Here is a 25,833-nt window from a genome sequence, read left to right on the forward strand (position 1 = left end):
CCTTGCGCGTTGGCGCGAATTGCTTCGGCGCGTCGTTCGTGCCGGTCAGACTGTCGGCGTCTTCAGCACCTGCGCGACAGCAACCGCACAGGCGAGCACAGCGACAAGCACCGCCACACATGCGGTCCAGCCAATCCGGTCATAGATCTGGCCGAGCACGAAACTCCCCGCGAGTCCGCCCGCATAGTAGGATGCGAGGTAAATGCCGCTTGCCGCAGTGCGATCGCGCGATGCAGTTCGGCTGACGTGGCCGGTGGCTATCGCCTGCGCCAGGAATGTGCCGACGGCGATCAACGCCATGCCAAGAAGAACAACCGGCAGGCTGGTCGTGAGCAGCAGAAACAGGCCGGCAATTGCCAATGCAAGCGTGGCGCCAATCCCCACCCTGGGGCCCAGGCCGGCAGCAACGCGCCCGGCCAGCGGCGTGGTCAGCATGGAGGGCAGAAAGACGAAATAGACCAGGCCCAGTGCCATCGGCGACAGCGATAGCGGAGTGGCGACGAGCTGGAAGTTCACATAGGTAAAAGTGCCTATGAACACAAAGAGGATCAGGAAGCCTATCGCGAAACAGGCGCGCAGCTCGGCGTCTTTCAGCGGGCCTTTCCAGGCCGCGCGGGCCGGCTCGCCCATCGCGTCGGCGCGCATCATTGCGGATGTCTTCTGCAGCGTGAACCATACAAGAGCCGCGCCAATCAGATTGAGGGCGGCGAACGTCAGGAAGTTGGTGGAAATGCCGAACGTATCGGCGACGGCGGCCGACATAAGTCTGCCGAAGAAATTGCTGGCGACGTTGCCGGTCACGTAGGCCGCAAGCGCGCTGGTCGTTTGCCGTGATGAAAAGTGCTCGGCCAGATAAGCCATCGTCAGCGTAAAAGCGGTTGACATGCACAGGCCCTGGGCGACCCGCAACAAGGCAAACATGATTATGTTGTCGGTCTGCGAAAGCAGTGTCGTCGGTATCGCCAGGACGGCCAGGCTGATCCAGATGCCGTTGCGGCGATCGATGCCGCGCCCGAAAAGCGCGACCGCGATGCCAGCCACGGCCATGCCGAACGTGCTGGCATTGACCGCGAAGCCCATCGTGGCGCGGCTGACGCCGAACTTGATGACCAGCGACGGAAGTATGGCCTGGGTGGCGAAGAGATCGACAAGCGTCAGGAACGCGATGAGTGCAATCAGGCCGAAGCGCCGGCTGTCTGCAGCAACCATTCGGAGCCGCGTTGGTTCAGTCAATTCACTGGTCGTCATGACAGGGCTCCGTGGCCACACGTCCCCAGGCGGCTGCCCGAGGACGCGCTTTCGATGGTCGGTTAAGGGAAGACGTCGTCAAAAGACGAAGCTTACATCATATGATCTTCGTGCATCGCCGGCGGCAGGACGTCGGCCGAATAGAGCACCGCGGGAACCTTGCCATTGTTCTTCCACCAGTGGGCGAGCTGACCGAACTCGGCGGTCACGTCGCCGGCCGGGTGCTCGATCCCCACCTTGCAGGTGCTGCGATATTCGGTGATCGAGCCCTCGACGACCAGGATGTTGGCCGGGCGGACGTTGTGCTCATGCCACGGCACGACACCGCCTGGCTGAACGACGAGCTTGCGAAGACGCAGCATGTTGCCTTTCCAGGCGTCTCCCTTGGGGCTGAGATCGATTGCCGAAAGCACATCGTCGGTCACGCCAACCGGCTTGCTGGGATGCTCCTGAATGTCAGTGGTCGCGGTCTGGCCGGCCGGGCAGTCTCCGGCGAAGGCCGGCGCAACGGAAAATGCTGCGGTCGCCGAGAGCAGCCCCAGCGCAAACGTCAGGTTGAGTTTTTTGGTAGCCATGTCGTATTTCTCCTTTGTCGGTGCCCAAACGCGGGAGGCGGGGCATGACAAGGAGAGTGCCCGGCTCATGGACGAAAGAGAAATGCTGCCTGGCTCTCAATTCGATACCTGAAAACTATCGTGGATCATTCGCACGGACATGTCAGGGAGCCACGAGACAACGGGCCTCGAGTGTAAAAAACTTCCGCTATATTTCACGCAGCGGTTTTGCGGATTGCCAGCGGTATGGCGCTGGTTGTCCACCCATGCGCCTTAACACTGCTGACGAAGGCCGAGGCAGCCGGCGAGAACCTGCGCCCTGCGACGACCACCAGCGACACTTCCCGCCAGACCTCGGGATCGATAACCGGTCGCACCTGCAAGCCGGGGATCACCGCGCTGAACTCGGGGATGAAGCAGATGCCCAGTCCTCCGGAAACCATGTTCTGGATCCAGTCCTCGCGCTCGCTGGCGTAGGAGATCCTGAGCTTGACGCCGCGATCGTTGCAGAGCCCGGCAAGATGATCGCGATACTCGCAATTCAGGCGCCTCAGATAGTTTTCGCCGTCGAGCTCGGAAATGGCAACATTGTCGTTGCGGGCCAGTCGATGGCCGTTGGGAAACGCCAGCACAAACCGCTCCTGATAGAGCGGGGTGACATCGAAGCGGTCCGGAAAACTGTCGCTTGACGCCATGATGGCGACGTCGATCTCGCCAGATTCAAGCAGCTGGGAAAGTGATGCCGGCACACCCTCCACGAGCTGGAGCTGGATACCTTGCTGGCGCCTGTTGAAGTCGGCCAGCAGGCCGGTGAACCGGCGCGGCCCGATGGTGCACATCACGCCAACCTTGAGGTTCGCATTTTCCAGGCACAGGAACCTGGATGCCTCTTGCCGCACGCCTGTCAGTTCGTCGAGAATCTGCTGGAAACGGGGGCGCAGCAGGACACCCAGATCAGTAAGATGCGTGAGGTTTCGTTCCCTGCGAAACAGCAAGCCGCCGACCTCGTCCTCAAGCTGCTGAATTGCACGCGACAGCGCCGGTTGGGTGACATTGCATTTTTCGCCGGCCCGCGTGAAGTTTCGCGTCTCGCTCACGGCAAGGAAGTAGCGGATGTGATGGATGTCCATGCTGCTCGTCCCTTGACTGCATATGATGCATCTGCTGACTATGACCCTGCCGCAAACCGTTCCGCGGTGCCAATGCACGGCGGCTATAGAGTCGATAGCGGCCCGTCATGGCATTTATCGCGCCAGCGGACATCGGTTGGAGCGCATCCTCCAGAAACGATGATGCGAGCAAGGTGCTCGCCATCATGTCGACCCTGGATGACTGAGACAGCTCAGGGGGCAGCTCAGTTGGCGCCGCCGAGCGCCAACACGTTTGCGCAGAACGGCGCATGCGCCTTGCTCATCGCCGGGTCGTTGCACGCCTTCTTCATCGCAGTCCGATCGCGCTTTGGCATTGCGAGCCAGGCCTTCTTGAAATCAGCCATCGGCTTCATCGTTTTCATCCCGGCATCTGTGTAGAAAGTCGGGAATGACACCAAATCACTGAGCGGATCGGCGGCCGCCGCGCCGGCAAAGAGACTGAGAGCAATCGCCCCCAGGCAGACAGTTCGAATTCTCATGATGCACTCCTCTAGACGCTGAAGGGTTTCCAACCCGCCGACTTGGCGCCGGTGTCAGAGCGAGCAAGATCGCGTTGTCCTGCTTGCTTGGACGAAGGTTGCCGCGCTGGGAATTGCAGCCAATGCAATCTGCCTATGGACTTCATGCCACCTTGGCATTTCGCGACAAAAGGCAGGTCGGGCAGTCTCTCCATAAGACGCCCTGGCGTTTTGGGAGGAGACTGAAAATGCACGTCCAGACTCGAATCGGAACCAATGAGGCCATCATTGCTGAGGCAAGCCCTGCAATGGAAGAGAGCCAACTCATCGACATAGTGCTGGCAAGCGATGCGCACGGCGCTTTTATCTGGGGTGTGTTCGACCGCTTGCTGGATGAGCCCGACCTTGCCATAGGCAGCATCACCTCGTCTGGGTTCGGCGCGATGGAGGCGGCAGTGCTGGCCTATGGGCTGGCCCTGGGCGGTCGACGTGGCGCACGGACGGCCCTGACCAACTTCTGGCGACGCGTCAGTCACGCATCGATGTTCAAGGCTGATACCGCCAATCCCCTGAAGCCGATTTTGGAACAATCAATCGACATTGAGGAGATCCGCAAGAAAAACTGCCCGGTGAAATTGAATATCCTGGTTTCGAATGCTCGCAACGACACCGTGAAGATGTTCCCAAGCGACCAATTGTCGATCGAAGCGGTCCTAGCAGCGGCCACAATCCCATTCCGCTTCCCGGCGGTGGAGATCGACGGCGAAATCTATTGGGGCGATGGCGATATTTCGGTTTTGCCACGATGCCAGTCGATCGAAGCTGGGCTGCGGCTGATCATCACCGGCAAGCCCGCAGGGTTCATCACGCCATGTGCGAATCGCTGCCTCACAGCCAATCCCGTCACGCCGAAGCCGACGCTGCACACCATCTTCGACAGTGAGTATCGGGCTGGCGCAGCACTGTTCACTAGGCCCTGGACCGACTGGGGCGAGCTGACCGAAATGCGTGACCGAGGACATGGACGAGCCGACGATTGGCTTGTGGTCAATCATCCTTTTGTGGACGAACGCTCGGCCGTCGACAGCAAAAACCGATACGTCTAGGCGCCTCCCTCCCGCCTGGCCGCGCCTGCTCGCGGTGCTCACGAACGCAGGCGCCAAGCCCTCCGGTTTCCCCGCCGGAGGGCTTTTTGCTTGGGGCTCCTCCAACATAGTGGCGGCGTATCAAATCCATGCCGAGACAGCATTTCAGCTTGGGCGGCTGATCGGGGACACTGCTTGCAGACAGGCCGCAAGGTCGGTCTTTCCCTCGAACGCAACCAGGAGACACGTCTGTGATCAACACCAAAACCCTCATCGGATCGGCTCTCGCAGCCGCCACGTCGCTCGCCGCTACGGCCGCCTATAGCGGTCCCGCCGCCCAGCCAAACTTCTCGTTCGAGAAGTGCTACGGCGTCGTCAAGGCTGGCCAGAACGATTGCCAGACCGCGACGCATTCCTGCGCCGGCACTTCCACCGCGGACAACCAGCCGGATTCCTGGCTTTACGTGCCTGCCGGCAGTTGCGCCAAGATCACCGGCGGCAGCGACAAGTCGAAAGCCTGAGCGATCCAGAACTTCGAGCCAACCCTGGAAGGAGCCGACCGATGTCCCGTGCATTTCAGTATCTTGCGATCCCCGCCACAGCGGGCATCGGTCTGCGATCTCCCCACATCGGCGAGATGCTGACCCGGCGGCCTTCTGCAGGCTGGCTCGAAGTTCATGCCGAAAACTACATGGGCGACGGCGCCGCCGCCGAAGCGCTGGAACGACTGCGCCAAGCCTATCCGCTGTCGGTGCATGGCGTTGGTTTGTCGCTGGGCAGCGCTGGAGGAGTTGACCGTGATCATCTGGAGCGACTGCGCAGGGTCTGTGAGCGATTCCAGCCCGATCTCGTTTCCGAGCATCTTGCCTGGAGTGTCGCAGACGGTGCCTATCTGAACGATTTGCTGCCACTACGCTATGACGAAGACGCGCTGGGGATCGTGGCACGCAATGTCGCGACCGTCCAGGAGACGCTAAAGCGGCAGGTGCTGATCGAAAATCTGTCCGCCTACCTTGCCTTTGCGGACTCCTCGATGAACGAGGCAGAATTCCTGGCCGAACTCGTGGCGCGGACCGGCTGCGGTCTCCTTCTGGACGTAAACAACGTCCAGGTCTCGGCGCATAACCTCCAATATGATGCAAAGGCATTCATCGACGAGCTGCCGGCCGCAGCGATTGGCGAGATCCATCTTGCCGGGCATGCGACCAATCAGGTCGGAGCCGACACCGTGCTCATCGACGACCACGGCTCGCGCGTGCCGCCGGTAGTCTGGTCGCTCTATCAGCATGCCATAAGCCGGCTCGGACCGCGCCCCACGCTGATCGAATGGGACACCGATGTCCCGGTTCTCGATGTGCTCCTTGGCGAAGCCATGTGGGCCGACATGCTCACCGCTTCGATCATGTTCAACCGCAAGCAGGCTGCGAGACAAGCCGAGGCAGCCAAATCCCGACCGATGTCCCTCACCCCCTTCGAAAGCGTGGGGACCAGCATGCCAGTGCTAGCAGCATTCGCTGCCGCCAAGGCCGGAGCAGTCATACCGGTAGCGTTGACACCAATGGAAGGAGGATACGATGTTGCCGCTTGAAAACCTGCAGACCACCATTGCGCGCTCGGTGCTTGCCATCGAACCAATGGTCTCCGCGAAAATGCTGACCGCCGGCAAAGCCGATCCGCTGGCCCGCCTGCGCATCTACCAAAACAACACGCGCAGTTCCCTCACCGCGGCGCTGATGGCGGTGTTTCCCATCACCGTCCGCCTGATAGACGAACGCTTCTTCCGTTACGTGGCGAGCGAGTTCATTCGACGGTATCCGCCGGTTGAATCGCGTCTTTCGCGCTATGGAGCCGGCTTCCCGCGCTTCCTGAAGACGATCGACGCGCTGTCCGACATGCCGATCGTCGCCGAAACGGCGCGGCTCGAATGGGCCATAGCGGAGGCGCTCGATACAGCTTCGCTGCCGCCCCGCAGCCTCGCAGAATACGACAACACCGACCTTGGGCTCTCACCGGATATCCTGCTCCAGCCCTCACTGCGACTGATCGTCTCGTACTGGTCGATCCTGTCGGTATGGATGGCGCATCAACAGGAGACGGCGGTCGACGAAAACATCACCTGGACAAGACGCCCCGAACGCGTGGCGTTGTGGCGATCGGGGAACTACGTGCGGCTTTTTCTGCTCGACCGCGCTAGCTTCGCCTTCTGGCATTCGCTGAAGCACTGTTTCGGCCTCGAGCATGCCACTGGCCGTGCCTTGGCGCTCGACCCGGCCTTCGACCTAGTTTCAGCCCTTGTGCGGCTGTTCCGCGACAGGCTCGTCACCGACGTGCGGGTCGCCGCGAATTCCCCCTCAAACTGACGGAGACAGTCATGACCGCAATTTCAGATCATTCCTCGACTAGCCCAGGCGGCCTTGTTGGCGTCTACAGGCGCATCATCAAGTTGCCCGAACGCATTCCATTCTCGCTGATCCAGCTCGCGGCCCGGGTCGCGGTCGCACATGTGTTCTGGCAATCCGCGCAGACCAAGCTGGCATCCTGGCCAGTGACACTGCAGCTGTTCGCCAACGAATACAATCTGCCGTTCGTCGACCCGTCGATCGCAGCGCCACTGGCGACTGCCGCCGAACTTACAGGCTCGGTATTGATTTTCTTAGGGCTGTTTTCGCGTCTCGGCGCGCTGATGCTGCTGGGTGTCGTGTTGGTAATCCAGATCTTCGTATTCCCGGAGAATTGGGCCGAGCATCTTCTGTGGGCCTCGTTGCTACTTCTCGTGCTGACACGCGGCCCCGGCGCATTCTCGCTCGACTACGTCGCCGAGCGGACTTTTTCGGCATCTGGAAAGTGAAACATTCTAACCGAAGGAACTACGGTGCGCATCTTCATCGTTCATGCCCACCCCGAGCCCAACAGTTTCAACGGCGCCCTGACACGCGCAGCACAGGGGGCGCTGTCTTCGTCAGGGCATCAGGTCGTTATCTCCGATCTTTAAGCTATGGGCTTCAATCCGGTGTCGGATCGCCGCAACTTCACGACCGTGCGCGACGGGAACTACTACCGACAATAGGCTGAGGAGGCGAATGCGGCAGCCTTCGACGGATTCGCTTCAGAGCCTCGACGTCAAGGGCTTCCGAAAGGCCGCACTGATCAAGACCGGCGGCCGGACCTTCTGTCGTCGGTGAATGGAACGACATGGACAACCTCGCTGCGGCGCGGCCGCAGATGATTGGCCTTTTGGATACGATGCGCGACATGCTTGAGGATCTCGGCGGCGACCTCGGCGTCACCGATCCTGTCTCCGGAACGGTCGTCGCCGACATCGGGACCTGAAGTGACCCATCTCCGGGCTTGGTGTGCACCGCTCGACCACTAACGTGGGGGCTCGTCCATCAAAATCACCGAGCGACGCGCGAACTACTGGAGTGCGCCCGGCCTTCGACGTATAAATGGCCCTGAATTTCGGGAGGAAAGAGCCATGGACGCAGTGCCTCAATGGCGCCTCGCGGGCGACTGGTTCGACATCTGCAGTTGCGACATCCCTTGCCCGTGCGAGTTCGCCCAGCGGCCAACCGGCAATCACTGCCAGGGCGTGCTTGCCTGGCATGTGCGCGAGGGTCAGTATGGCGACGTGAAGCTCGACGGCCTGACGCTGGTGGCGCTCGGCGAGTTCGAAGGCAATCTATGGGCCGGCGAGGCAAAGGCCGTGATGGGCATGTACCTCGACGAGAAGGCGAATGAGTCGCAGCGCGAAGCCCTGCAGGCGATCTTCGGCGGCCACGCCGGCGGCTGGCCGGCGGGCTTTGCCGCCAATGTCGGCGAGATGCGTGGCATGGAGTTCGTGCCAATCACTTTCGAGGTGGCGGGCGACCTGGCCACCTGGCGGGTCGAAATTCCTGGCCTCGTCGTCGGCCGCGCGGAAGCGCTTTCCGGTCCCACAACACCGCCCGGCAAGCGGGTGCAGACGATCAACCCGCCCGGCTCGGAGGTCGGCCCGGGCCAGGTTGCCACCTGGGGGCGTTCTGTCGAAGTCAGCACCAAGGGCTTCGGGCTAGACTGGACGGGCACGGCCCGCTCGAGCAAGCACATTCCATTCGACTGGACCGGCCCCAACTAGAGCGTGCCGATGCCCGACGCGTTCCCCAGGAAATCGTGGCGGCTCCGGAATTTGCGTGGCATGCCGCTCGGCCTTCTCGCATCGCTCGTCGTGCTCACAGTGGCGGCGTGGGCGCTCACCCTCTACCAGACCTTCAGCATGGATATGCCCATGGGCATTGCGGTGCGCGGCGGGATGGAGGGTATGGAAGGCATGGCCGGCATGGCGATGGCCGGAATTGCGGCCGACGGCTGGTCACTCGCCGGCATCGCCGCCTTTCTCGCTGTATGGACTGTGATGATGGCGGCTATGATGCTGCCGGCCGCGGCACCCATGATCTTTATGTTCGCGGCGGCGCAGGCTAGGCGCGGACGGCAGGTGGCCGTCCCGACGTGGATCTTCGTCGCCGGCTACATGCTGGTCTGGGTGGCGGCGGGCCTTCTCGTGTATGTTCTGGTCCAGCTCGGCAGCGAGTTTGCGACGAGCCTCGATCCACCTCAGCGTTCGAAATGGGCGCCGCTCGCGCTCGGTGTCACGCTTGGCGTCGCCGGACTCTACCAATTCACGACCCTCAAGCACATTTGCCTCAGCCATTGCCGTTCGCCGCTCGCTTTCGTTGCGCAGCACTGGCGCGACGGGCGGGTTGGCGCGCTCGAGATGGGGCTGCGCCACGGGCTGTATTGCTTCGGTTGCTGCTGGGCTCTGTTCGCAGTGCTGGTCGCAGCGGGCGTCATGAGCCTCGCCTGGATGCTGCTTTTGACACTGATCGTCTTCGTCGAGAAGCTGATGCAGCGTGGCCGACGCTTCGAAGGTGCTTTGGGCATTGCGCTTGTGGCCCTCGGCATCGTCGTATCGTTCGGGGCGATCGAGATGCCTTGGATAAGCGGCTAGCGGCTTTCGCTTCCATTCCTGCCAAACCGCGCCCAGCAATCGCATGGCGTGCGCGACCGTCACCCTAGGTGTCGACTTCGACTGGGTCAGCATGAGCGTGACTCCCGACGTGCCGGTTGTCACGGCGCACATCCGATGCGGACGTTTCGGCGCGTCTGCTCCAGCGCGCCGCGTGCCAACAAAGGAAATTCAGTCCATTCGCACCGCGCTGGTTCTTTGGTAGCCTGTCGCGAGGCAAGGTTGAGGATCCGATGTGACGGTAGTCGACGATCGTCTTCTCGAAAGCAAGATGACCAAGGTGGAGCAGGCGCGAGCCTGGAGCCCACGCGTCATCTCGAAATTCGAGACGCTGATCAAGAGCGCTGACGACCACTCACTCTATCGCGTTAATCCGCTGAGCTTTGCTCGCGACCGCGCAATCGCCGAGCCTGAAGCAATTGACCTCTTCCTTCATGCCGCCCGCTGTGGCTTGTTCGACATGAGCTGGGATGTGCTGTGTCCCCAGTCCGGGATGGTGCTCGATAGTTTCGGCGCCCTGCGCACGCTGAAGACCCACTACGTCTGTGGCCTGTGTGACGTATCGGGCGAAACCGACCTCGACGACTTCATCGAGGTCACCTTCTCGGTATCGCCGAAGTTGCGGCGCCTGCCATATCACGATCCAGAGACGCTCCCAGTCGAGGATTTTCACTGGAAGCTCCACTTCGGACATGACGGGCGGCTGCCGGGGCAAGACGTTCGCTTTCTTGACGTCCTGCGCGGCTTCGTTCGGGGCATGACGTTTCTGCCGCCTGGCACCACCACAGTGCTCCGCGCCGACCTGGGACCGGGCGCCCTTTCGGGCGTCAACGTCCAGACGCAGGCCGCGTTCGCTGTGCCAATATCAGGCGATCCGGTGTTGGAGCCGACGCTTCTGAAGATCGATTATGACGGCAAGCGTTTCTTGCCGGCGTTGCCCACTGTGCCACCTGGTCCGATTGTCATCGAGGTAGCGAATAGAGGGCCAGTGCGAGGTTCGTTGCTTGTCATCAACTGGCCGCCCGAGCTTGTCGCGCTGACGACCAAGCCGGCGCTCGATTTCGACCCTTATGTTTCGGGTGGAGCGCTGCTTGCGCGGCAAACCTTCCGCCAACTCTTCCGGTCCGAGCGTGTCGACGAGAAGGAGGGGCTTGGCATCCGGCAGATCACCTTCCTGTTCACCGACCTCAAGGGCTCGACCGCCATGTATGAGCGCCTGGGCGACCTCAACGCCTATGCTTTGGTCCGCGAGCATTTCGCTCTGGTCAACGCGGCGGTTCAGCAACATTCCGGAGCGGTGGTCAAGACGATTGGGGATGCGGTGATGGCTGTGTTCTCGCAGCCGTCGGATGCGATTTCGGCTGCACTCCACATTTTTGAAGAAATCGATCGCTTCAACGGCGACCATGACGGGCCGGGGATCATCCTCAAGATCGGTGCCCACTGTGGACCATCGATTGCCGTGACGCTCAACGACAACCTCGACTACTTCGGCCAGACCGTGAATGTCGCCGCGCGCGTGCAGTCCTTGGCAGAAGCCGGACAGGTCTGCATTTCTGAGGCGCTCTATTCTGCGCCCGGGGTTCGCGAAATGCTTGCCGGCCATCGTGTCGTGGCTTTTGACGCACCTCTTCGAGGTGTGGAGGGTGATGCAACTGTCTATCGCATTATGCGGGGATAGACACGATTGCGTGCCAACGCCATTTCGCACCTCCTGGAAACTGGAACTCAGGGCGTCCGTCAAGGTCTTGAGCAATTCAATGGATAGGCTGGTGCTGCGCGAGGATTGAACTCTGGATGATATTAATAATATCAAACACTTACCAGGCATTTTGTAACATTGTGACGTCCGATAAAATGACCTCCCGTCGCCGCGCCCGCTAACCTACGATCGTAGGATCAGCGGTATCATGCCGGTCGAACTGGTGATCCGCGGCACAACAGGCCCGCCGCGTCGCTAGGTTCGTTGAAAACCCGCGCGGAACTTGCGCCGACTTCGGGCCCGCGGTCAGTCTGCTGGCCCACCGACGGAAAAAAGCTGCAGGCTACCGGGCAGCCCGCTCGCTTCCATCTCGCCATGCTCTTTGAATGCCAGGCCGGAGCCGACCATGAGATCACGCACCGTCCGCGACACGATGATCACGCCCGGCCCGGCATGATCGAGCAGCCGTGATGACAGCTCGATCGCGATGCCGGAAAAATCATCGCCACGCTCCTCGCACTCGCCGGTATGGACTGCAGCGCGGACTTCGAGACCGGATTGCCTCAGGCGATGGCGGATCGCGATTGCGCACTGGATTGCCCGCGTCGGCCGTTGGAATACGGCGAGGACGCCGCTTGCCGAACGTCTGATCTGCCGGCCTTCGGCAGCAAGCAGTTCGCCACGGATTTCTTTGGTGTGCCGCTCAATCAGATCGACAGGGGGAGGCGCGCTGTCGATCTCCAGTGACAGCACCGACACCAGGAGCCGCTCGACCGGCGCCGCCGGCAGCCCGGCGGTGACGAAAGCCTGAATTTCGTCGACGATACGATCCGAATTCTCGCCCCAGATCACATGATCCCGGCCGGCAAACTCGATGTATCGGGCGCCTTCGATATGCGTAGCCAGGTAGCGTCCTTCTTCCCGTCTCGCCCAGCGGTCGCCCGTCGTCTGCATGATCAGTGCCGGAACATGAATAGCAGGCAGTATGTTGCGAACATCGATTTCGGTTCCCCAGCGCCAGAGCGCGATCGCGTCGGCAGGCGACGCTGAATTCCTCAAGTTGGCGGCGAACCATTCTCTCTCGACAGTGTCGTTCATCAGGCTGGGCGCCGCGTTGCTCATGTCAGCCGGCTCTCCCCACTCTCTCTCGACGACGGTGAGGTCTTCTTCCACCTGCTCGGCTGTCCTTGCCCAGGGGTAATCGTTCGACCATCTGCCGCGGGCATAAGCGCCGTTCAGCACGAGCGCTGCCGTGCGTTCGGGATAGGTCGCAGCGAACAGCATGCACATCGGGCCGCCCTCGGAGCTGGCGAAGAGAACCGTGCGCTTCGAGCCGACGGCATCCAGCACCGCCCGCACGTCTTCCATCCGCTCTTCCAATGTCGGCAAACCGACATTGCGGTCGGACAGACCCGTGCCGCGCTTGTCCATGCGGATCAGACGGCAGAAGCTGCCGAGGCGCTGGAGCACATGTGATAGCCGCGGCCCGGCCCAGGCCAGGTCGAGGTTGGAGACCCAACCAGGCACATAGATCATGTCGATCGGCCCGTCGCCCGTCACCTGATAAGCGATGTTGATCCCGGCCGATTTGACGTAGTGCGTTGGGGGCCTGACGGACTGACCTGAGAAATCCGGACGCTCATCGGCTTGGGATCGCGTCTGTGGCGAAGTTGAACCTCTGGGTATTGGAAAAGCCGCATCCGATGTCATGCGGCGCGCCCGAAGGTCGTCATACAGCTTCCGGGTTTCGGCCTCGGGCCGCAAATCGAGCTGCCGCTGCAGGGCATCGCGGCAGCGCTCATATTGTTTCAGGGCTAGGTTGACGCGGCCCTGGGCTACATAGGCCCGCATCAGGGCGCGGTGGATGTCTTCCCGTAGCGGTTCCAAAGCCAACAAGCGCGTCGCCGCCCGAACGCATGATGCAAGATCGCTTGTTGTGGAATGGTGGGCGACCAGCTTCTCCAGCACCGCGATCACGATTGCCCTCAATCGCTCGCGCTCTAACCTCAGCCAGTCTTCGAACGGCTCCTCGTTCAGACCGAAGCCTTCGAGGAGGTCGCCACGATAGACAGTAAGCGCCTGCTCGAGTTGCTCGGGGGCGGAGCCCGCGGCCAGCGCCTCGAACCGCGCGACATCGAAATCGAGATCGTCGAGATTAAGGCTGATGGTGTCGCCCCCGGTGAGGAACCTCCCGCCCCCGGATGCGTGCGTCGCCTTCCTGACGGCAGACAAGGCCTGCCGCAGGTTCGTCCGGGCCTGGGATTCACTGTTGCAACCCCACAAAAGGGAAGCGAGCTTCTCGCGGGACTGCGAGTGTCCGGACTGCAGGGCGAGGTAAGCCATCATGGCACGCGCCTTGCGGCTGAGGAGCGGAACCGTCGCTACATCGCTGGCAAAATCGAAACCACCGAGCAGACAGAGATGAGAGTGCGTCATCGAATCCGCCACAGCCATAGCTCTACCGGCAATCATTTCCCCTAGCTGCCCTTATTTCAACCGCGATTTTGCCGGCGTGACGCTTTTCACGAATTCATCACGCTCGTTCCAACGCATTTCTCACGGGCGGTGGAGGAGATTGTCCCGACGAGGCAGGCCTGTCTCAGGAGGATGCTATGCTACACCCGAACGAGTGGCCCATCTGGCATGATGATCCCTGGCAAAATCCGCAGCCGCGCGACGAGGTTGTGCCCCTTCGCCAAGATATTGCGCTTGCGCGTTATCTTGAGAAACAGCGGGCCAGGCGGGCATCGACGATCCGCCGGTTCGATCTCTGGACTTCCGCGATTGGCCTGTGCGCGCTGGTAGCGCGTGTCGGGCGAGTTTCTTCCGGCGCCCGGGTCCTCCCATCGGAGCGGCCGAGTAGTAGTTATCGAGAGAATGATATGGGGTATCCGGGGCGATGATCTTCATGCGTGACGGTGACGAAGAAATCCTCAGAACTGCTTGCGAACGTGCTTTCGGTGGAAAGCCGATGAAGGATCAGTCTTGCAAGCCCACATACGCACACGTTCGCAGGGAGGCCACGTCATCGCCGGTAGCTTCATCGATGAAGAAAATGACCTGCATCGAAGACCTTCGGCGGGCAGCTCATCGCAAAGTTCCTCGCGCCTTCTTCGGCTATGCTGAGGCGGGCTCATATTCGGAAGAGACGTTGCGCGCCAACCGCGCTGACATGGAACGCGTAAGGCTCCGTCAGCGGGTGCTAATTGACGTTTCGGAACGCGACACCAGCACGAAAATCCTCAACGAGAAAGCCTCGCTCCCGATCGCGCTGGCGCCGATCGGAATCGGCGGACTTCAATACGGCAATGGCGAGATTCTCGCCTGTCGCGCCGCTCAACTCGCGGGCATTCCATACACCCTAGCCACGATGTCGATCTGCTCGATCGAGGACGTTGCCGGTGCAGTAGAGAAGCCGTTTTGGTTCCAACTCTATGTTATGAAGGACCGGGGGTTCGCACGCTCCCTCATCGAGCGCGCTGCCGCCGCTAAATGTAGCGCTCTGGTGCTCACCGTTGATCTGCAGATACTCGGGCAACGCCACGCTGACATCAAGAACGGCCTTTCAGTTCCGCCGTCACTTAAGATCAGAAACCTCATCGATATGGCAACCACGCCGGCTTGGGTCTATCGCGTGCTCACTGGAAAGCGCTGGACATTCGGTAATCTCGCCGGCCACGTAAAGGATGAGGAGGGGGTCACAGCGCTGGCGGAATGGATCGCGCATCAATTCGATCCCACCCTGAACTGGAAAGATGTCGAATGGATTCGGAGCATCTGGCCAGGAAAACTGATCATCAAGGGCATTCTCGACGTGGAGGACGCCAAGCTCGCGAGCAAGACCGGTGTCGAAGGCATCGTCGTGTCCAATCACGGCGGCAGGCAACTGGACGGCGGTGCGTCGTCGATCTCGCTACTTCCCAAAATCGCGGACGCAGTCGGCTCAGAGATTGAGATCCTGTTCGACGGTGGCATTCGCTCCGGACAAGACCTGATGCGCGCGCTCGCGCTCGGCGCCAAGAGCTGCATGATTGGTCGCGCCTACATCTACGGCTTGGGCGCCGGCGGCCAGGCAGGCGTCGCCAGGGCGATCGAGATTATCCGGAAGGAACTGGATGTCACAATGGCGCTCACTGGGGTCAGGACCGTCGACGAAATCGATCGGCGCGCCTTGGTGGGTTGAGGCAGTTTCATCGCGCTCGGCAACGCGAGCAAGAGCCTCATGCTCGGATATGCACATTGCACGTGCGAGAGTGCGCCAGTCGTCGGAGCCGAACTGAGCGGTGGTGTTGCCGAGCTTGCGATATCGTTCGACCCGATCGCCGACTAGAATCAACAGCTCTTCATCGGTTAGACGGCTTGCAGCACGCTGTCCATTAGCATATTCTAATTTACTTGATCGAGCTTGCGAAGCAACAAGTGGAGAGGGTTATGGGGAAGTATTTGTGGTTAGGGCTGTTGTTAGCATGCTCGGGAATATTTTTGGACACCGTCACCGCCGAGGCAAAAGCCTTCAAAAACTTCCAAGGCAAGGAATGCAGACCCGACTACAAACGGCTTTGCCCAATGACACCAATCGGCAAATGTGATCTTCAAAGCATGATCGATCAGCTGTCACCCGCATGCAAAGCTTTCGTCGAGAAGCACAAATAAGAGTTGCAGCGATATCTGCACGCTGACCGCATTCACCTATGTGAGGCGCGTGACGACACCACACCTGGCGACGCTTGTGTTTCCTGTGAAGCGCGTTGAGGCACGCCTGCGAGGGCGATTGAAGATGGAAACTCTCTCGTTTTCTGTTTTGACCGCGGGGCTGTTAGGAATTCTGGTGATCGCTGACCAGTCTATTCATGATGGTTCCGTCAGCGCCAGCGAGAAGTTGCTCCGTGAAGAGTCGATGGCGGTCGACGTCGCTATTGTCCTTGCAGCCGATATGTCCGGCTCAATCAACCAAATCGAAGCAGATTTACAACGCGAGAGCTACGCAGCTGCTTTGGAATCGTCCAGCGTGCTCAAGATAATCAAAAGAGGTATGCACGGCAAAATAGCTGTCACATTCGTCGAATGGTCGAGCTTCGGCTCCTTGGAAACTCGGGTGGACTGGACCATTCTCGCTGACGCAAATGATGCCGCCACTATCGCAGATGCCATCCGGAAAAAGTCGGACAGGCGATACCTCGGTCCGCACGGATCGAAAACGTCCATTTCATATGCCATTGACGCATCTGTTGATGCTTTTGAAAAACTTCCGGTCCCGACTTTGCGCAGGGTCATCGATGTCTCAGGCGACGGAACAAACAATGATGGATCGTCGCTTGCGGACAGCCGCCAGAGAGCGCTTCAGAAAGCAATCGTCATCAACGGCCTGCCGATCGGAGCCGAAATAGAAAATGGCGAGACTACTGAGGAATATTATGAGCGGCACGTCATCGGAGGGCCTGGTTCATTTGTCATTCCAGCTGACAGTTTCGCTGACTTCCAGTGGGCCATACGAAACAAACTAATTCGAGAAGTCGGTTCCATCCCGGCAAGATGCCGGTATCTTTCGAATCTCGAGCAGTGCCTGCCGAAGTGGAACACGGTGGGGAAGAATCTCCAGGAACACAACAGGAACTTCCGGTGTGATTTTCGGTGTGACTTTTGACCACCCAAGGCACACCGGGACACCATTTGTTCTAGTTTTGTGGATTTTGTCAGATTGGGGCCTTGCGCTGGAACCCTTGAGAATATAGGGCTTTCCGCGGTCCGGAGTGTAGCGCAGCCCGGTAGCGCACTTGACTGGGGGTCAAGGGGTCGTCGGTTCGAATCCGGCCACTCCGACCATTTTAAGACAAGGACTTGCCCCCAAAAGTCCACCTTCATTTTCCAGCGCATTTTCCATCCAGGGTAACGCAAGGGGTAACACTCTCCCTTTCGGGGGCGAGCCGGCGGGCGCATCGTCCGCGTGTGCCGGTCGGTCAGGACTTCTTGTCCCCGTTTGGATTTGGTACCGGTGCCTCTCGCACATCTCGCGGTGGCGGATAGACATGTTCAAGCTCCGAGGGCGCTTGATTGTCGCGACGAGGGACTGGTGTCTTCTTCGGCTCGGGCTCCTTCGGTGGATCTTTGATTTTGTTTTGCATATCCAGTTTCCTCCACCCCCTGCCGGCCCCGGGGAGTAGAGCGCGGCGCTGCAACAGGGAAACCGAATCGTCAGCCTCTTGTTCCCGTTGTGCCCGTAAAAACCCGCCACCGTGAGGCAGCGGGTGCCGGCGCGGAATGAGGCTGCGGAAATGACGCTGGAATTCGTCAGGCGCACCTTGCGCTTGAGACACTACACCTTTCGGCGGTAGCCCTTCATGCGGATGCGCTCTGGCTCTTACATTGGAGTAAGCGCACGCTTCGGGTCAGCCAGCACAGCGCTTCCTCGAGCCAGACTGGTCAGGCCCAGCGGCCACCGCTGCTAGTCCCCACTACGACCCAAGCCGCTGGGCCGCTCCATGGAAGAAACCCTCACCGGTATGCGCGCCCTTTGTCGGTCATCGCCCGCCCCTTGATGCCAAACGGCTCCTTGGTCTCCCACTCCAATTCGGCTGTCTGGCGCATGCTGGCTCAACGAAAATCGGGGCTGGTGACATGCTCCTCGCGCCGGGATTTGCCGGCGCGTCGGGGCCGACCGATCGCGAAGCTTTCACCAAGGTCGCGTCGGACGCTCGGCCAGAGCCGAGCGGTGCCTTACCCAGAGCCGCCTGGGCTCAGGGAGCAGGTGCGCCTTCGTGGATAGATTTCCTGACCTCGGAGCGAAACTCAGGCGTATCGTGTTACCCGGGTGTAGAGCATCGCTCGACCACTATTGGCAGACATCGACCCATTCGGCGCCGGTGAGGTCGACCATGCGCTGAGGGCTGAGCCGCACGGCGGCGTTGGTGGCGCCGGCGGCGGGCACGACCTCGTCGAAATCGCGCAGCGACGCGTCGCAGTAGACCGGCAGCGGCGCCGGCAGGCCGAACGGGCAGACACCGCCAACCGGGTGGCTGGTTGCCTCGACAACCTCCGCGGCGTCGAGCATGCGCGGTTTGCCGCCGAACTGGTCCTTGAACTTGCGGTTGTCCAGCCTGGCGATGCCGCTGGTCACCACCAGCATGGTGCGATCGCCGACGCGCAGGCAGATCGTCTTGGCGATCTGCGCCGGCAGCACGCCATGCGCCTGCGCCGCCAGCGCCACTGTCGCCGAGCTCACCTCGGTCACGATGACATCGATGTCGGGCGCCTGGGCGGCGAAGAAGGCACGAACGGAGTCCAGGCTCATATCGAAAACCCACGGTTCGAAACTTGTGGAAAGCCAATGCGACCGGCAGCGGACTGAGCCGCCGCGCGTATAAACACGCGCCCTGCACAAATCGGCAAGCCCCAGGCTGGCAGGACGGCTGCGGCACCAACAAAAACAAACCCGCCAAGGGTACCTTGGCGGGTTGTCGGGCATGCCTGATGTCGGTTTATGCCAGGGATCGACCTTGCGCGGCCGGCGTGTGCACGGCCGAAGCGATCAGGGTGTCCTGCGGAAGTCGAAGCGCGGACACAATACGACGCATCTTCGACGGATCGGTCACCTTGCCGCTCTCGATATCCTCAATCTCGTCGGCAGCCAGACCACATGTCAGGGAAAGCTCTTCCACACTGTAGCCGCGGGTCTCCCGCATCGCTCTAAGGGTGCTGTAATCTGGCCCGATCTCATTGGCTACCGGTTCGGAGAGGGCTTGGTTTTTTGCATTGTGGGGCATTGGCAACTCCGTGGGCTGAAAGAGTTTGATCAAATCACGATGTTGCCTGAGACGATCGGGAAGATGCCCGCTCGCTAGCGATTTGCCAAGTACCAAACTGACCGTCACGCTATCGTGAACCAGGCGGCATGCGCGGCCGGATCGCGCCAAGATCAAGTTGTTTTGACCGTCCCATCGCGCTTTGTTCGGCAGTTTCGCCGCGCCCGTTCGTTATCCCAGGGTCGCTGGCATGAAACCATCCGGTTCCAGCCGGCCGTTCCCGGAAGGATCTCTGCAATGAACTTGAAGACACTCATCGTCGTGCTGGGCACGATTTCCAGCCTTTCCGTTGCCGGTATCAGCAGCGCTCACACGGCGGATACTGTGCGCGTGCGCGGCACCGTGGTCGGTTTCGAGCCGTCGCTGCTCACCGTGAAAACCCGCCAGGGCGATATCGCCGCGATCAAGCTCAATGCCGGCTGGAATATTTCGGGCGTTGCCAGCGCCTCCATGAAGGACATCAAGCAAGGCGACTTCCTCGGCATCGCCTCCGTGTCGAAAGCCGATGGCGGCAGTGGCGCACTGGAGGTGGTGGTCTTTCCGGCCGCTTTGAAAGGCACCGGTGAGGGCGACCGGCCCTGGGATCTGCAGCCAAACAGCCGCATGACCAACGGCACCGTCGCCGACGTCACCGATATAAACGGCCGAGCGGTCACGCTGACCTACGACAATGGGCAGACGAAGAAGATCTCGATACCCGACACCACGCCTGTCGTGACCTTCGCGCCGGCCACGCCGACCGACCTCAGGCCAGGTGCGACGGTCTTCGTCGCCGCTCAGCGCGAGGCTGACGGCACGCTGAGTTCCGGCCGCGTCGTGGTCGGAAACAATGGCGTGGTTCCGCCGATGTAAGCGGTAGGCGGAAGAGGCGGTAAAGAGCAGCTTTTCGGCCTGGCGATGATGATGGTGGGAGCTTGGATTCCGCAGAAACAGTCCGGAAACAAAATTCTACAATCGGGAAATACTGACGAAAAAATTCAGGAGCGTAATCCCGTTCGCGGCGATCGGGTCATCGACCTGCCTGCTAAAGAAGGAAACGATCCATGAAGAAGTCCCTCCTCTCAGCCCTCGGGCTCGCAGTTGCTCTTGCTTTCACGGTGCCGGTGATCGGCGCGACGAGCGCGGATGCAGCCCCGATGGCAAAGCATCATCGTCATCATCATCATCCCTATCACCCCGTCCATCACCGACATCACTACCATCATCACTACCACCACGTGAAGAAGGCATACTAAGCATACCAGGCTGCCAACGAGAGGACCGGCCTTGGCTTCTTGTTCAAGGCTGGTCTTCTCTTGGCAGGGCGAGCCGACATTTCTCGTTCCTCCAATTCCCTGTCCGACGACCGGAGCGCTTGGTCCTCAGCGCCGGCTGAACAGCAGACTGGCAACGAGACCGACCACCACAAGGCCGACCGCGGCGGCAGCCGCTGGATGGTCGCGGGCCGATTTCTCGATCACCCTGCCCTGTTTGCGGATCGCCGGCATCGCATCCCGCAGACGCCCCGCAAGATCTGAATAGGTGTCTAGGGCGGCATCGCGACCGTCTTCGTAGTAGGCGCCGCCTCGCCTCGACACGGCCTTCTTCAGGCTGGCCAAGTCCCTGGTGAGAGCCGCGACCTGCTTGTCGAGGTCGATGTCCGAGAAGGTCGAAAATGATGCCATGACGTTTCTCCTTGCTTTGAAGAAGGAAACGTAACGCCTCACCGGAAGACGGGTTCCGGCTTTCGAAATATCGATGTCGCTCCCTGCGGCGCGGTCAGCGCACCTGGTCGAGCAGGCGCTTGCATTCCAGGAGGTCGAACAGCGCCTCCTGCAGCAGCGCGCGATTGTCGCGCGAGAGTTTCGACGCGTCCGGTTGCACCGGACCGTCCTCGTCGCTCTTGCCCAGGCCGAAAAAGCGGCGACTGGGTTTGACGCGCGGCTGGCCAACCAGTTCGTCATCCATGCCGCGCGGCTGGGCTGCCGGCGTCAGTGGCACCTGATCGGCCTGTTTTCGCTGCGAGATCGCCTCGACGGCAGCCATGTCGCCATTGCCGATGGCGACCAGGAAATGATTGCCGTTCTCGCGCAGCAGCTTCTGCACACCCTTGATGGTGTAGCCCTGGTCGTAGAGCATGTGGCGAATGCCCTTGATCAGTTCGACATCCTGCGGCCGGTAGTAACGACGGCCGCCACCACGCTTCATCGGCTTGATCTGGTTGAAACGCGTTTCCCAGAAGCGCAGCACATGCTGCGGCAGGTCGAGATCTTCGGCGACCTCACTGATGGTACGAAAGGCGTCGGGGCTCTTGTCCATGGGCGAATCCTCACGCTGGACGATGATCCGGCCTATCTGCCGAATCGGGTCTTATTTCAGCGGTTTGTGAAGCAATATTCAAGCCCGGCGTCATGGCGCGGCACGGTTTTCAACCGCGCGGTGGAAATGAGGCTACTTGCCGCTTTTGGCCTTGCTGCTTTGATGAGACCGCAGGATGCGGCTCTTCAGCACGTTCGACGACTTGAAGGTCATCACCCGGCGCGGCAGGATCGGCACCTCTTCGCCGGTCTTGGGATTGCGGCCGATGCGCTCGTTCTTGGAGCGGACGTGGAATGTCGCGAAGGACGACAGCTTCACCGTCTCGCCACGCACGATCGCTTCGCAGATTTCGTCCAGCACCGCTTCGACAAGTTCGGCCGATTCAGTGCGCGACAGGCCGACCTTCCGGTAAACAGCTTCGGCAAGGTCGGCGCGCGTAAGTGTCTTTCCCCCCATGCGACCGTCCCATCAATTCAAAACATCAAATTCGGCACAACAACGATAGAGCCTAAGTAATTGATCCGGCAAGGTCAAGGACCGAACCGGACCGTCCGGCACTTACCAGCGAACCAGGACGGCACCCCAGGTGAAGCCGCCACCCATCGCCTCCAGAAGGACGAGATCGCCCTTCTTGATGCGGCCGTCGGCGACGGCCACCGAAAGCGCCAGCGGCACGGAAGCAGCCGAGGTGTTACCGTGCAAATCGACCGTAACCACCACCTTTTGCTCGGCTATCCCGAGCTTCTTGGCGGAAGCGTCAATAATTCGTTTATTGGCCTGGTGCGGCACGAACCAGTCGAGATCATCGGCTGATATGCCGGCTTGTGAGAACGTCGCCTCGATGACGTCGGTGATCATGCCGACCGCATGCTTGAAGACTTCGCGGCCCTCCATCCTGAGATGGCCGACCGTGCCGGTGGTCGACGGCCCGCCGTCGACGAAGAGCTTCTCTTTGTGGGTACCGTCGGAGCGCAGGCTGGCCGCCAGAACACCCCTGTCGTCGATCGTGCCTGCGCCCTCGCCTGCTTCCAGAATCACGGCGCCGGCGCCATCGCCGAACAGCACGCAGGTCGAGCGGTCGCTCCAGTCGAGGATGCGCGAGAATGTCTCCGAGCCGATCACCAGGACGCGCCTGGCCAAACCACCGCGGATGTAGAGATCGGCGGTGGTCACGGCGTAGACGAAGCCGGAGCAGACCGCCTGCATGTCGAAGGCAAAACCGTGATGCATGCCGAGCCGGTTCTGGATCTCGACGGCGGTGGCCGGAAAGGTGTTGTTGGGCGTCGAGGTCGCCAGCACGATCACATCGATGTCGGCAGGCGTCAGGCCGGCATTGGCAAGCGCGGCACGCGCCGCCGCTTCCCCCAGCGAAGCCGTCGTCTCGTCATCAGCCGCGATATGGCGCTGGCGGATGCCGGTGCGCTGGGCGATCCACTCGTCGGAGGTTTCCACCATGCCTTCGAAATCGGCATTCTTCATGATTCGGCGGGGCAGCGCAGCGCCCGTGCCGCGCACGACTGATCTGATCAAAGTTCTTTCCTATTCCTTTGCGTCGATAACGACGTCGGATTTCCTAGATGTCTGAGTATGCGGATTGCGCGCATGAAACAGATCCAGATCGGCCTCGATGCGGTCGAGCAGATTGTTGCGAACCATATCGTAGGCCAGTTCGATCGCCGCGGCGAAGCCATCCGAGTCGGCTCCGCCGTGGCTCTTCACAACGATCCCGTTCAATCCCAGGAAAACGCCACCATTCGAGCGCCCGACATCCATCTTTTCACGCAAGCGGTTGAAGGCGCCCTTGGCGAAGACATAGCCGATCCTGGCCATCAGCGTGCGGCTCATCGCGGCGCGCAGATAACCCGCTATCTGGCGCGCCGTGCCTTCCGCCGTCTTCAGGGCGATATTGCCGGCGAAGCCCTCCGTCACCACAACGTCGACCGTGCCCTTGCCGATATCGTCGCCTTCGACAAAGCCATGATAATTCATCGACGCCATGTTGGCCTCGCGCAGCATGCGCCCCGCTTCCTTGACTTCTTCCTGGCCCTTGATCTCCTCGACACCGACGTTGAGCAGGCCAACAGTCGGTCGCGCGACGCCGAAGACGGCGCGCGCCATGCCGGTGCCGAGAATGGCGAAATCAATCAGCTGATGGGCGTCGGCACCGATGGTGGCGCCGACGTCGAGCACCACGCTTTCGCCACGCGTCGTCGGCCAAAGCGCTGCAATCGCCGGCCGATCGATGGTGGCCATGGTGCGCAGGCAGAATTTCGACATCGCCATCAACGCACCGGTGTTACCGGCGGAGACACAGGCGTCCGCCGAGCCGGCCTTGACCGATTCGACAGCCTTCCACATCGACGACTTCCAGCGGCCGTGTCGCAGCGCCTGGCTGGGCTTGTCGTCCATCCTGACTGCTATCTCGCAATGGACGAACTCTGAGACCTCGGCCAGCTTTGGGAATTTGGCCAGTTCGGGGCGCACGACGTCCTCACGCCCGAAGATGACGAAGCGAATGTCGGGACGGCGAGTCGCGACCGTCATGAGCGCTGGAATGACCACGGCTGGTCCGTGATCGCCGCCCATGGCATCGATGGAAATCCTGATCACGCGGTATTTATCTCACGGTTAGGCGGCAGGTCGCTTTAGTGATCGCGAAGGTTCGGCGAAAATAACGGTTTTGGGCCGCCGCACAACCGACTTTTCCGTCGCGGGCGAGGTTTTCAGGATTTTCGCAGCAAGGATCGCAGTTTTTGCTGAAATTCATTCTCCGCCGGTTGGGTATCGCCACCGGCATCCAGAGAGGCGCCCTGCTTGCGCGGATATGGGTCGATCGCCAGTCCGAAGAACTGTTCGGCGAGCGCCCCGACATCGATCGTGTCGCCGGAAAATGTCTCTGGACTGTCGGGACCGTCCGCGTCGAGCACGATCTCGCCGCCGCCATCGAAGCCCTGCCGTCCGAGCTTGGAGTCCTCGGGCAGCAATAGCGCTTCGATCGCCTCGTCGATATGAGCTTCGACAGGATCGAGCGTGACGATGCAGGCCTGGGTGATGTCGGCTTCGACGCGACCGCTGACCTTCACGCCATTGCGCTTCCATGACGTCACCAGAAGCTCGGCGCGATAGGCTTCGACCGAAAGCAGCCCGTGCTCCGCCGCCAGCGCCGCGCGCTGCGCGGCGTCGGCCTCGATCACCACCGGCAGACCCTTGTGCGGCAGACGGGCGACGTTTGCGCGAAACGATACCGGGCTTTGCGGGTCAATGTGTTTCATCGATCAACCTCCGTTGGCAACGGGAAACGCCACCGTGCCGGAGACAATCGATTCGGTTGGCTGCGCGGCCAGCTGATTGCAGGCGTCGGTGACATAGTTGGCCAGCAGCGACGCTTCCGGCCAGGCGCCGGCGTCGGGCCGGACATTGCGAGCAAGGGCAGCGGTGAGCCCGTCATGGTCGTTTCTTGCCAGGGCATCGTCATAGGCGGCGGTTCGGCCATAAAACATCTTTGCCAGCTTTTTCATGCGTTTGGGAACGCCAACGTCGCCAATGCCCAACTCCCGCAGCGAATGATCGACGTCGAGGAAGAACTCGTCGATCAGCACCTGGGCAACCTCTTGCGCCGCTCCGTCTTGCCCGCGCAACCGGTGCTGCAGCAGGAACATATGCAGCGACAGCATCTCGAAACGGCCAAGCGGCGTATCGGGCACATTCCAGTGGGAATAAAACACAGTCTGCCGCGCCGCCGCCACGATTTGTGCGTAAAGCGCCTCGGTGATAGCGCGGTTGGCTTGGCGTTCGCGGCCAAAAAAGCGCTGGAACATTGGGGATGGTCTCCCGGGGACCGTTTGTTGAAGTGGCCTTGTTGCATCGGCCGGCAAGCTGGTTTACCGGTTTTGCGGCCCAGCGCAAGTTGCGGCCAGCTAATGGAGTTGTTGTTGCGCGCGCTGAATTTCAAGTCGACCTTCTCGTCCAGGCCTGCCGGCGCGATCTCGCTGCTGGTCATCATTTCGGCGCTCTCCGCCTGCCACACCTCCAAGATGATCGGTGACCTCAGCCCGAGCGAGACCCTGACGCAAGGCTACGTCATCGACCAGCAGGCGATCGACCTGGTGCCGGTCGGCTCGAGCCGCGAGCAGGTGCTTCTGGCGCTCGGCACGCCATCGACGACGGCGACCTTCGACAACGAGGCGTTCTATTACATCTCGCAGACGCGCAAGCGCTACGTTGCCTTCGACAAGCCAAGGCTTGTCGACCAGAAGGTCCTGGCGGTCTATTTCGGCGCCGACGGTCGCGTCACCCAGATCGCCAAATACGGCTTGAAGGACGGCAAGGTGTTCGACTTCATCTCGCGCACCACGCCGACCGGCGGCAAGGACCAGAACTTCCTCAGCCAGATCATCAACGGCGCCAGCAAGCTGGCCCCCGGCATCCCGGGCGGCGGCACTCCCTGATCTCAGACCTGCCTTCCTCCCTGAAGGCGGCAGCACCATCTCAGGCGACCAAAAGCCCGCGGGAGCAATCCTGCGGGTTTTTGTTGCG

The 25,833-nt window shown here is 61.0% G+C and carries 28 protein-coding genes and 1 tRNA gene; 15 read left to right on the forward strand and 14 right to left on the reverse strand.

Translation table 11 applies throughout. The features are described from left to right. Positions 1–45: 45 nt before the first annotated feature. The 4 genes from ACFSQT_RS39130 to ACFSQT_RS39145 all read right to left on the reverse strand — a co-directional run bounded on the left by ACFSQT_RS39130 (position 46) and on the right by ACFSQT_RS39145 (position 3,465). Complete coding sequence (locus ACFSQT_RS39130; RefSeq protein ID WP_379027328.1) at positions 46–1,248, reverse strand: MFS transporter; 1,203 nt, start codon at positions 1,246–1,248, stop codon at positions 46–48. A gap of 92 nt (positions 1,249–1,340) precedes the next feature. Further along, positions 1,341–1,823 carry a cupin domain-containing protein gene (locus tag ACFSQT_RS39135; protein WP_379027330.1) on the reverse strand — a complete coding sequence of 161 codons (483 nt, stop codon included), beginning with the start codon at positions 1,821–1,823 and terminating at the stop codon, positions 1,341–1,343. A gap of 194 nt (positions 1,824–2,017) precedes the next feature. After that, positions 2,018–2,932 carry a LysR family transcriptional regulator gene (locus ACFSQT_RS39140; RefSeq protein ID WP_379027332.1) on the reverse strand — a complete coding sequence of 305 codons (915 nt, stop codon included), beginning with the start codon at positions 2,930–2,932 and terminating at the stop codon, positions 2,018–2,020. A gap of 224 nt (positions 2,933–3,156) precedes the next feature. Continuing rightward, positions 3,157–3,465, reverse strand: a complete 309-nt coding sequence (locus tag ACFSQT_RS39145; RefSeq protein WP_379027334.1) for a hypothetical protein — start codon at positions 3,463–3,465, stop codon at positions 3,157–3,159. 194 nt (positions 3,466–3,659) lie between these two features. On the opposite strand from ACFSQT_RS39145, the gene ACFSQT_RS39150 reads away from it, so the two are divergent. The 9 genes from ACFSQT_RS39150 (at position 3,660) to ACFSQT_RS39190 (ending at position 11,179) form a co-directional block, all read left to right on the forward strand. Beyond that, a complete protein-coding gene (locus ACFSQT_RS39150) occupies positions 3,660–4,517 on the forward strand; it encodes a patatin-like phospholipase family protein (RefSeq protein ID WP_379027336.1) in 858 nt (285 codons plus the stop codon). A gap of 230 nt (positions 4,518–4,747) precedes the next feature. Then, the gene (locus tag ACFSQT_RS39155; protein WP_379027338.1) at positions 4,748–5,017 is read left to right on the forward strand and encodes a BufA1 family periplasmic bufferin-type metallophore; all 270 of its coding nucleotides are present in this window, start codon (positions 4,748–4,750) and stop codon (positions 5,015–5,017) included. Positions 5,018–5,058: 41 nt separating this feature from the next. Next, positions 5,059–6,084 (forward strand): MNIO family bufferin maturase, encoded by a 1,026-nt coding sequence (gene bufB, locus ACFSQT_RS39160; RefSeq protein ID WP_379027340.1) that lies wholly within the window; start codon positions 5,059–5,061, stop codon positions 6,082–6,084. Beyond that, entirely contained in the window at positions 6,071–6,856 is a 786-nt protein-coding gene (locus tag ACFSQT_RS39165; RefSeq protein WP_379027342.1) for an HvfC/BufC family peptide modification chaperone, read from the forward strand. The genes bufB and ACFSQT_RS39165 overlap by 14 nt, the downstream gene beginning before the upstream one ends. A gap of 11 nt (positions 6,857–6,867) precedes the next feature. Beyond that, positions 6,868–7,344, forward strand: a complete 477-nt coding sequence (locus ACFSQT_RS39170) for a DoxX family protein (protein WP_379027344.1) — start codon at positions 6,868–6,870, stop codon at positions 7,342–7,344. 344 nt (positions 7,345–7,688) lie between these two features. Then, positions 7,689–7,826: a hypothetical protein gene (locus tag ACFSQT_RS39175; protein WP_379027346.1), complete on the forward strand. Its 138-nt coding sequence runs from the start codon at positions 7,689–7,691 to the stop codon at positions 7,824–7,826. 145 nt (positions 7,827–7,971) lie between these two features. Continuing rightward, complete coding sequence (locus ACFSQT_RS39180; protein ID WP_379018816.1) at positions 7,972–8,610, forward strand: DUF1326 domain-containing protein; 639 nt, start codon at positions 7,972–7,974, stop codon at positions 8,608–8,610. 60 nt (positions 8,611–8,670) lie between these two features. After that, on the forward strand, positions 8,671–9,480 hold the full coding sequence (locus tag ACFSQT_RS39185) for a DUF2182 domain-containing protein (RefSeq protein ID WP_379027347.1): 810 nt from the start codon (positions 8,671–8,673) through the stop codon (positions 9,478–9,480). A gap of 253 nt (positions 9,481–9,733) precedes the next feature. Next, the gene (locus ACFSQT_RS39190) at positions 9,734–11,179 is read left to right on the forward strand and encodes an adenylate/guanylate cyclase domain-containing protein (protein WP_379027349.1); all 1,446 of its coding nucleotides are present in this window, start codon (positions 9,734–9,736) and stop codon (positions 11,177–11,179) included. 327 nt (positions 11,180–11,506) lie between these two features. Here ACFSQT_RS39190 and ACFSQT_RS39195 read toward each other — a convergent pair whose 3' ends face one another. Beyond that, positions 11,507–13,636, reverse strand: coding sequence for an alpha/beta fold hydrolase (locus tag ACFSQT_RS39195; protein WP_379027351.1), 2,130 nt, complete (start codon positions 13,634–13,636; stop codon positions 11,507–11,509). Positions 13,637–14,246: 610 nt separating this feature from the next. Here ACFSQT_RS39195 and ACFSQT_RS39200 point away from each other — a divergent pair. The 3 genes from ACFSQT_RS39200 to ACFSQT_RS39210 all read left to right on the forward strand — a co-directional run bounded on the left by ACFSQT_RS39200 (position 14,247) and on the right by ACFSQT_RS39210 (position 17,023). Next, entirely contained in the window at positions 14,247–15,383 is a 1,137-nt protein-coding gene (locus tag ACFSQT_RS39200; RefSeq protein WP_379027353.1) for an alpha-hydroxy acid oxidase, read from the forward strand. A 594-nt stretch (positions 15,384–15,977) separates the two neighbouring features. Further along, positions 15,978–16,844, forward strand: a complete 867-nt coding sequence (locus ACFSQT_RS39205; protein WP_379027354.1) for a DUF1194 domain-containing protein — start codon at positions 15,978–15,980, stop codon at positions 16,842–16,844. A gap of 102 nt (positions 16,845–16,946) precedes the next feature. Beyond that, positions 16,947–17,023, forward strand: a tRNA-Pro gene (locus ACFSQT_RS39210). Positions 17,024–18,029: 1,006 nt separating this feature from the next. Here ACFSQT_RS39210 and ACFSQT_RS39215 read toward each other — a convergent pair. After that, the gene (locus tag ACFSQT_RS39215) at positions 18,030–18,488 is read right to left on the reverse strand and encodes a YbaK/EbsC family protein (protein ID WP_379027356.1); all 459 of its coding nucleotides are present in this window, start codon (positions 18,486–18,488) and stop codon (positions 18,030–18,032) included. 187 nt (positions 18,489–18,675) lie between these two features. Further along, positions 18,676–18,960 (reverse strand): helix-turn-helix domain-containing protein, encoded by a 285-nt coding sequence (locus tag ACFSQT_RS39220; RefSeq protein WP_379027358.1) that lies wholly within the window; start codon positions 18,958–18,960, stop codon positions 18,676–18,678. A 276-nt stretch (positions 18,961–19,236) separates the two neighbouring features. Here ACFSQT_RS39220 and ACFSQT_RS39225 point away from each other — a divergent pair, with 276 nt between their 5' ends. Together ACFSQT_RS39225 and ACFSQT_RS39230 are read left to right on the forward strand one after the other, a co-directional pair. Then, positions 19,237–19,851: a hypothetical protein gene (locus ACFSQT_RS39225; RefSeq protein WP_379027360.1), complete on the forward strand. Its 615-nt coding sequence runs from the start codon at positions 19,237–19,239 to the stop codon at positions 19,849–19,851. Between the two features lie 191 nt (positions 19,852–20,042). Then, positions 20,043–20,234, forward strand: coding sequence for a hypothetical protein (locus tag ACFSQT_RS39230; protein ID WP_379027362.1), 192 nt, complete (start codon positions 20,043–20,045; stop codon positions 20,232–20,234). Positions 20,235–20,360: 126 nt separating this feature from the next. On the opposite strand, the gene ACFSQT_RS39235 is transcribed toward ACFSQT_RS39230, so the two are convergent. From ACFSQT_RS39235 to ACFSQT_RS39265, 7 genes are all read right to left on the reverse strand, one after another. Beyond that, complete coding sequence (locus tag ACFSQT_RS39235; RefSeq protein ID WP_379027364.1) at positions 20,361–20,663, reverse strand: hypothetical protein; 303 nt, start codon at positions 20,661–20,663, stop codon at positions 20,361–20,363. 94 nt (positions 20,664–20,757) lie between these two features. Then, positions 20,758–21,297 carry a MerR family transcriptional regulator gene (locus ACFSQT_RS39240; RefSeq protein WP_027038390.1) on the reverse strand — a complete coding sequence of 180 codons (540 nt, stop codon included), beginning with the start codon at positions 21,295–21,297 and terminating at the stop codon, positions 20,758–20,760. Positions 21,298–21,429: 132 nt separating this feature from the next. Beyond that, positions 21,430–21,753, reverse strand: a complete 324-nt coding sequence (locus ACFSQT_RS39245) for an integration host factor subunit alpha (protein ID WP_379027366.1) — start codon at positions 21,751–21,753, stop codon at positions 21,430–21,432. Between the two features lie 102 nt (positions 21,754–21,855). Continuing rightward, complete coding sequence (locus ACFSQT_RS39250; RefSeq protein WP_379027368.1) at positions 21,856–22,827, reverse strand: beta-ketoacyl-ACP synthase III; 972 nt, start codon at positions 22,825–22,827, stop codon at positions 21,856–21,858. A 9-nt stretch (positions 22,828–22,836) separates the two neighbouring features. Then, the gene (plsX, locus tag ACFSQT_RS39255; protein ID WP_379027370.1) at positions 22,837–23,907 is read right to left on the reverse strand and encodes a phosphate acyltransferase PlsX; all 1,071 of its coding nucleotides are present in this window, start codon (positions 23,905–23,907) and stop codon (positions 22,837–22,839) included. 113 nt (positions 23,908–24,020) lie between these two features. After that, positions 24,021–24,569: a YceD family protein gene (locus ACFSQT_RS39260; protein ID WP_379027372.1), complete on the reverse strand. Its 549-nt coding sequence runs from the start codon at positions 24,567–24,569 to the stop codon at positions 24,021–24,023. 3 nt (positions 24,570–24,572) lie between these two features. Then, complete coding sequence (locus ACFSQT_RS39265; RefSeq protein ID WP_379027373.1) at positions 24,573–25,115, reverse strand: ubiquinol-cytochrome C chaperone family protein; 543 nt, start codon at positions 25,113–25,115, stop codon at positions 24,573–24,575. 114 nt (positions 25,116–25,229) lie between these two features. Between ACFSQT_RS39265 and ACFSQT_RS39270 the strand changes: the two genes are divergently transcribed. After that, a complete protein-coding gene (locus tag ACFSQT_RS39270) occupies positions 25,230–25,745 on the forward strand; it encodes an outer membrane protein assembly factor BamE (protein ID WP_379027375.1) in 516 nt (171 codons plus the stop codon). Positions 25,746–25,833 lie beyond the last annotated feature (88 nt).

This window comes from Mesorhizobium calcicola (genome assembly GCF_042682105.1).
Taxonomy (GTDB): Bacteria; Pseudomonadota; Alphaproteobacteria; order Rhizobiales; family Rhizobiaceae; genus Mesorhizobium; species Mesorhizobium calcicola.

Coding starts and splice junctions, on each gene's coding strand:
- ACFSQT_RS39130 (WP_379027328.1), bottom strand. CDS start 1,248: ATGACGACCAGTGAATTGACTGAACCAACGCGGCTCCGAATGGTTGCT.
- ACFSQT_RS39135 (WP_379027330.1), bottom strand. CDS start 1,823: ATGGCTACCAAAAAACTCAACCTGACGTTTGCGCTGGGGCTGCTCTCG.
- ACFSQT_RS39140 (WP_379027332.1), bottom strand. CDS start 2,932: ATGGACATCCATCACATCCGCTACTTCCTTGCCGTGAGCGAGACGCGA.
- ACFSQT_RS39150 (WP_379027336.1), top strand. CDS start 3,660: ATGCACGTCCAGACTCGAATCGGAACCAATGAGGCCATCATTGCTGAG.
- bufB (WP_379027340.1), top strand. CDS start 5,059: ATGTCCCGTGCATTTCAGTATCTTGCGATCCCCGCCACAGCGGGCATC.
- ACFSQT_RS39165 (WP_379027342.1), top strand. CDS start 6,071: ATGTTGCCGCTTGAAAACCTGCAGACCACCATTGCGCGCTCGGTGCTT.
- ACFSQT_RS39170 (WP_379027344.1), top strand. CDS start 6,868: ATGACCGCAATTTCAGATCATTCCTCGACTAGCCCAGGCGGCCTTGTT.
- ACFSQT_RS39175 (WP_379027346.1), top strand. CDS start 7,689: ATGGACAACCTCGCTGCGGCGCGGCCGCAGATGATTGGCCTTTTGGAT.
- ACFSQT_RS39180 (WP_379018816.1), top strand. CDS start 7,972: ATGGACGCAGTGCCTCAATGGCGCCTCGCGGGCGACTGGTTCGACATC.
- ACFSQT_RS39185 (WP_379027347.1), top strand. CDS start 8,671: ATGCCGCTCGGCCTTCTCGCATCGCTCGTCGTGCTCACAGTGGCGGCG.
- ACFSQT_RS39195 (WP_379027351.1), bottom strand. CDS start 13,636: ATGACGCACTCTCATCTCTGTCTGCTCGGTGGTTTCGATTTTGCCAGC.
- ACFSQT_RS39200 (WP_379027353.1), top strand. CDS start 14,247: ATGAAGAAAATGACCTGCATCGAAGACCTTCGGCGGGCAGCTCATCGC.
- ACFSQT_RS39205 (WP_379027354.1), top strand. CDS start 15,978: ATGGAAACTCTCTCGTTTTCTGTTTTGACCGCGGGGCTGTTAGGAATT.
- ACFSQT_RS39215 (WP_379027356.1), bottom strand. CDS start 18,488: ATGAGCCTGGACTCCGTTCGTGCCTTCTTCGCCGCCCAGGCGCCCGAC.
- ACFSQT_RS39220 (WP_379027358.1), bottom strand. CDS start 18,960: ATGCCCCACAATGCAAAAAACCAAGCCCTCTCCGAACCGGTAGCCAAT.
- ACFSQT_RS39225 (WP_379027360.1), top strand. CDS start 19,237: ATGAACTTGAAGACACTCATCGTCGTGCTGGGCACGATTTCCAGCCTT.
- ACFSQT_RS39230 (WP_379027362.1), top strand. CDS start 20,043: ATGAAGAAGTCCCTCCTCTCAGCCCTCGGGCTCGCAGTTGCTCTTGCT.
- ACFSQT_RS39235 (WP_379027364.1), bottom strand. CDS start 20,663: ATGGCATCATTTTCGACCTTCTCGGACATCGACCTCGACAAGCAGGTC.
- ACFSQT_RS39240 (WP_027038390.1), bottom strand. CDS start 21,297: ATGGACAAGAGCCCCGACGCCTTTCGTACCATCAGTGAGGTCGCCGAA.
- ACFSQT_RS39245 (WP_379027366.1), bottom strand. CDS start 21,753: ATGGGGGGAAAGACACTTACGCGCGCCGACCTTGCCGAAGCTGTTTAC.
- ACFSQT_RS39260 (WP_379027372.1), bottom strand. CDS start 24,569: ATGAAACACATTGACCCGCAAAGCCCGGTATCGTTTCGCGCAAACGTC.
- ACFSQT_RS39265 (WP_379027373.1), bottom strand. CDS start 25,115: ATGTTCCAGCGCTTTTTTGGCCGCGAACGCCAAGCCAACCGCGCTATC.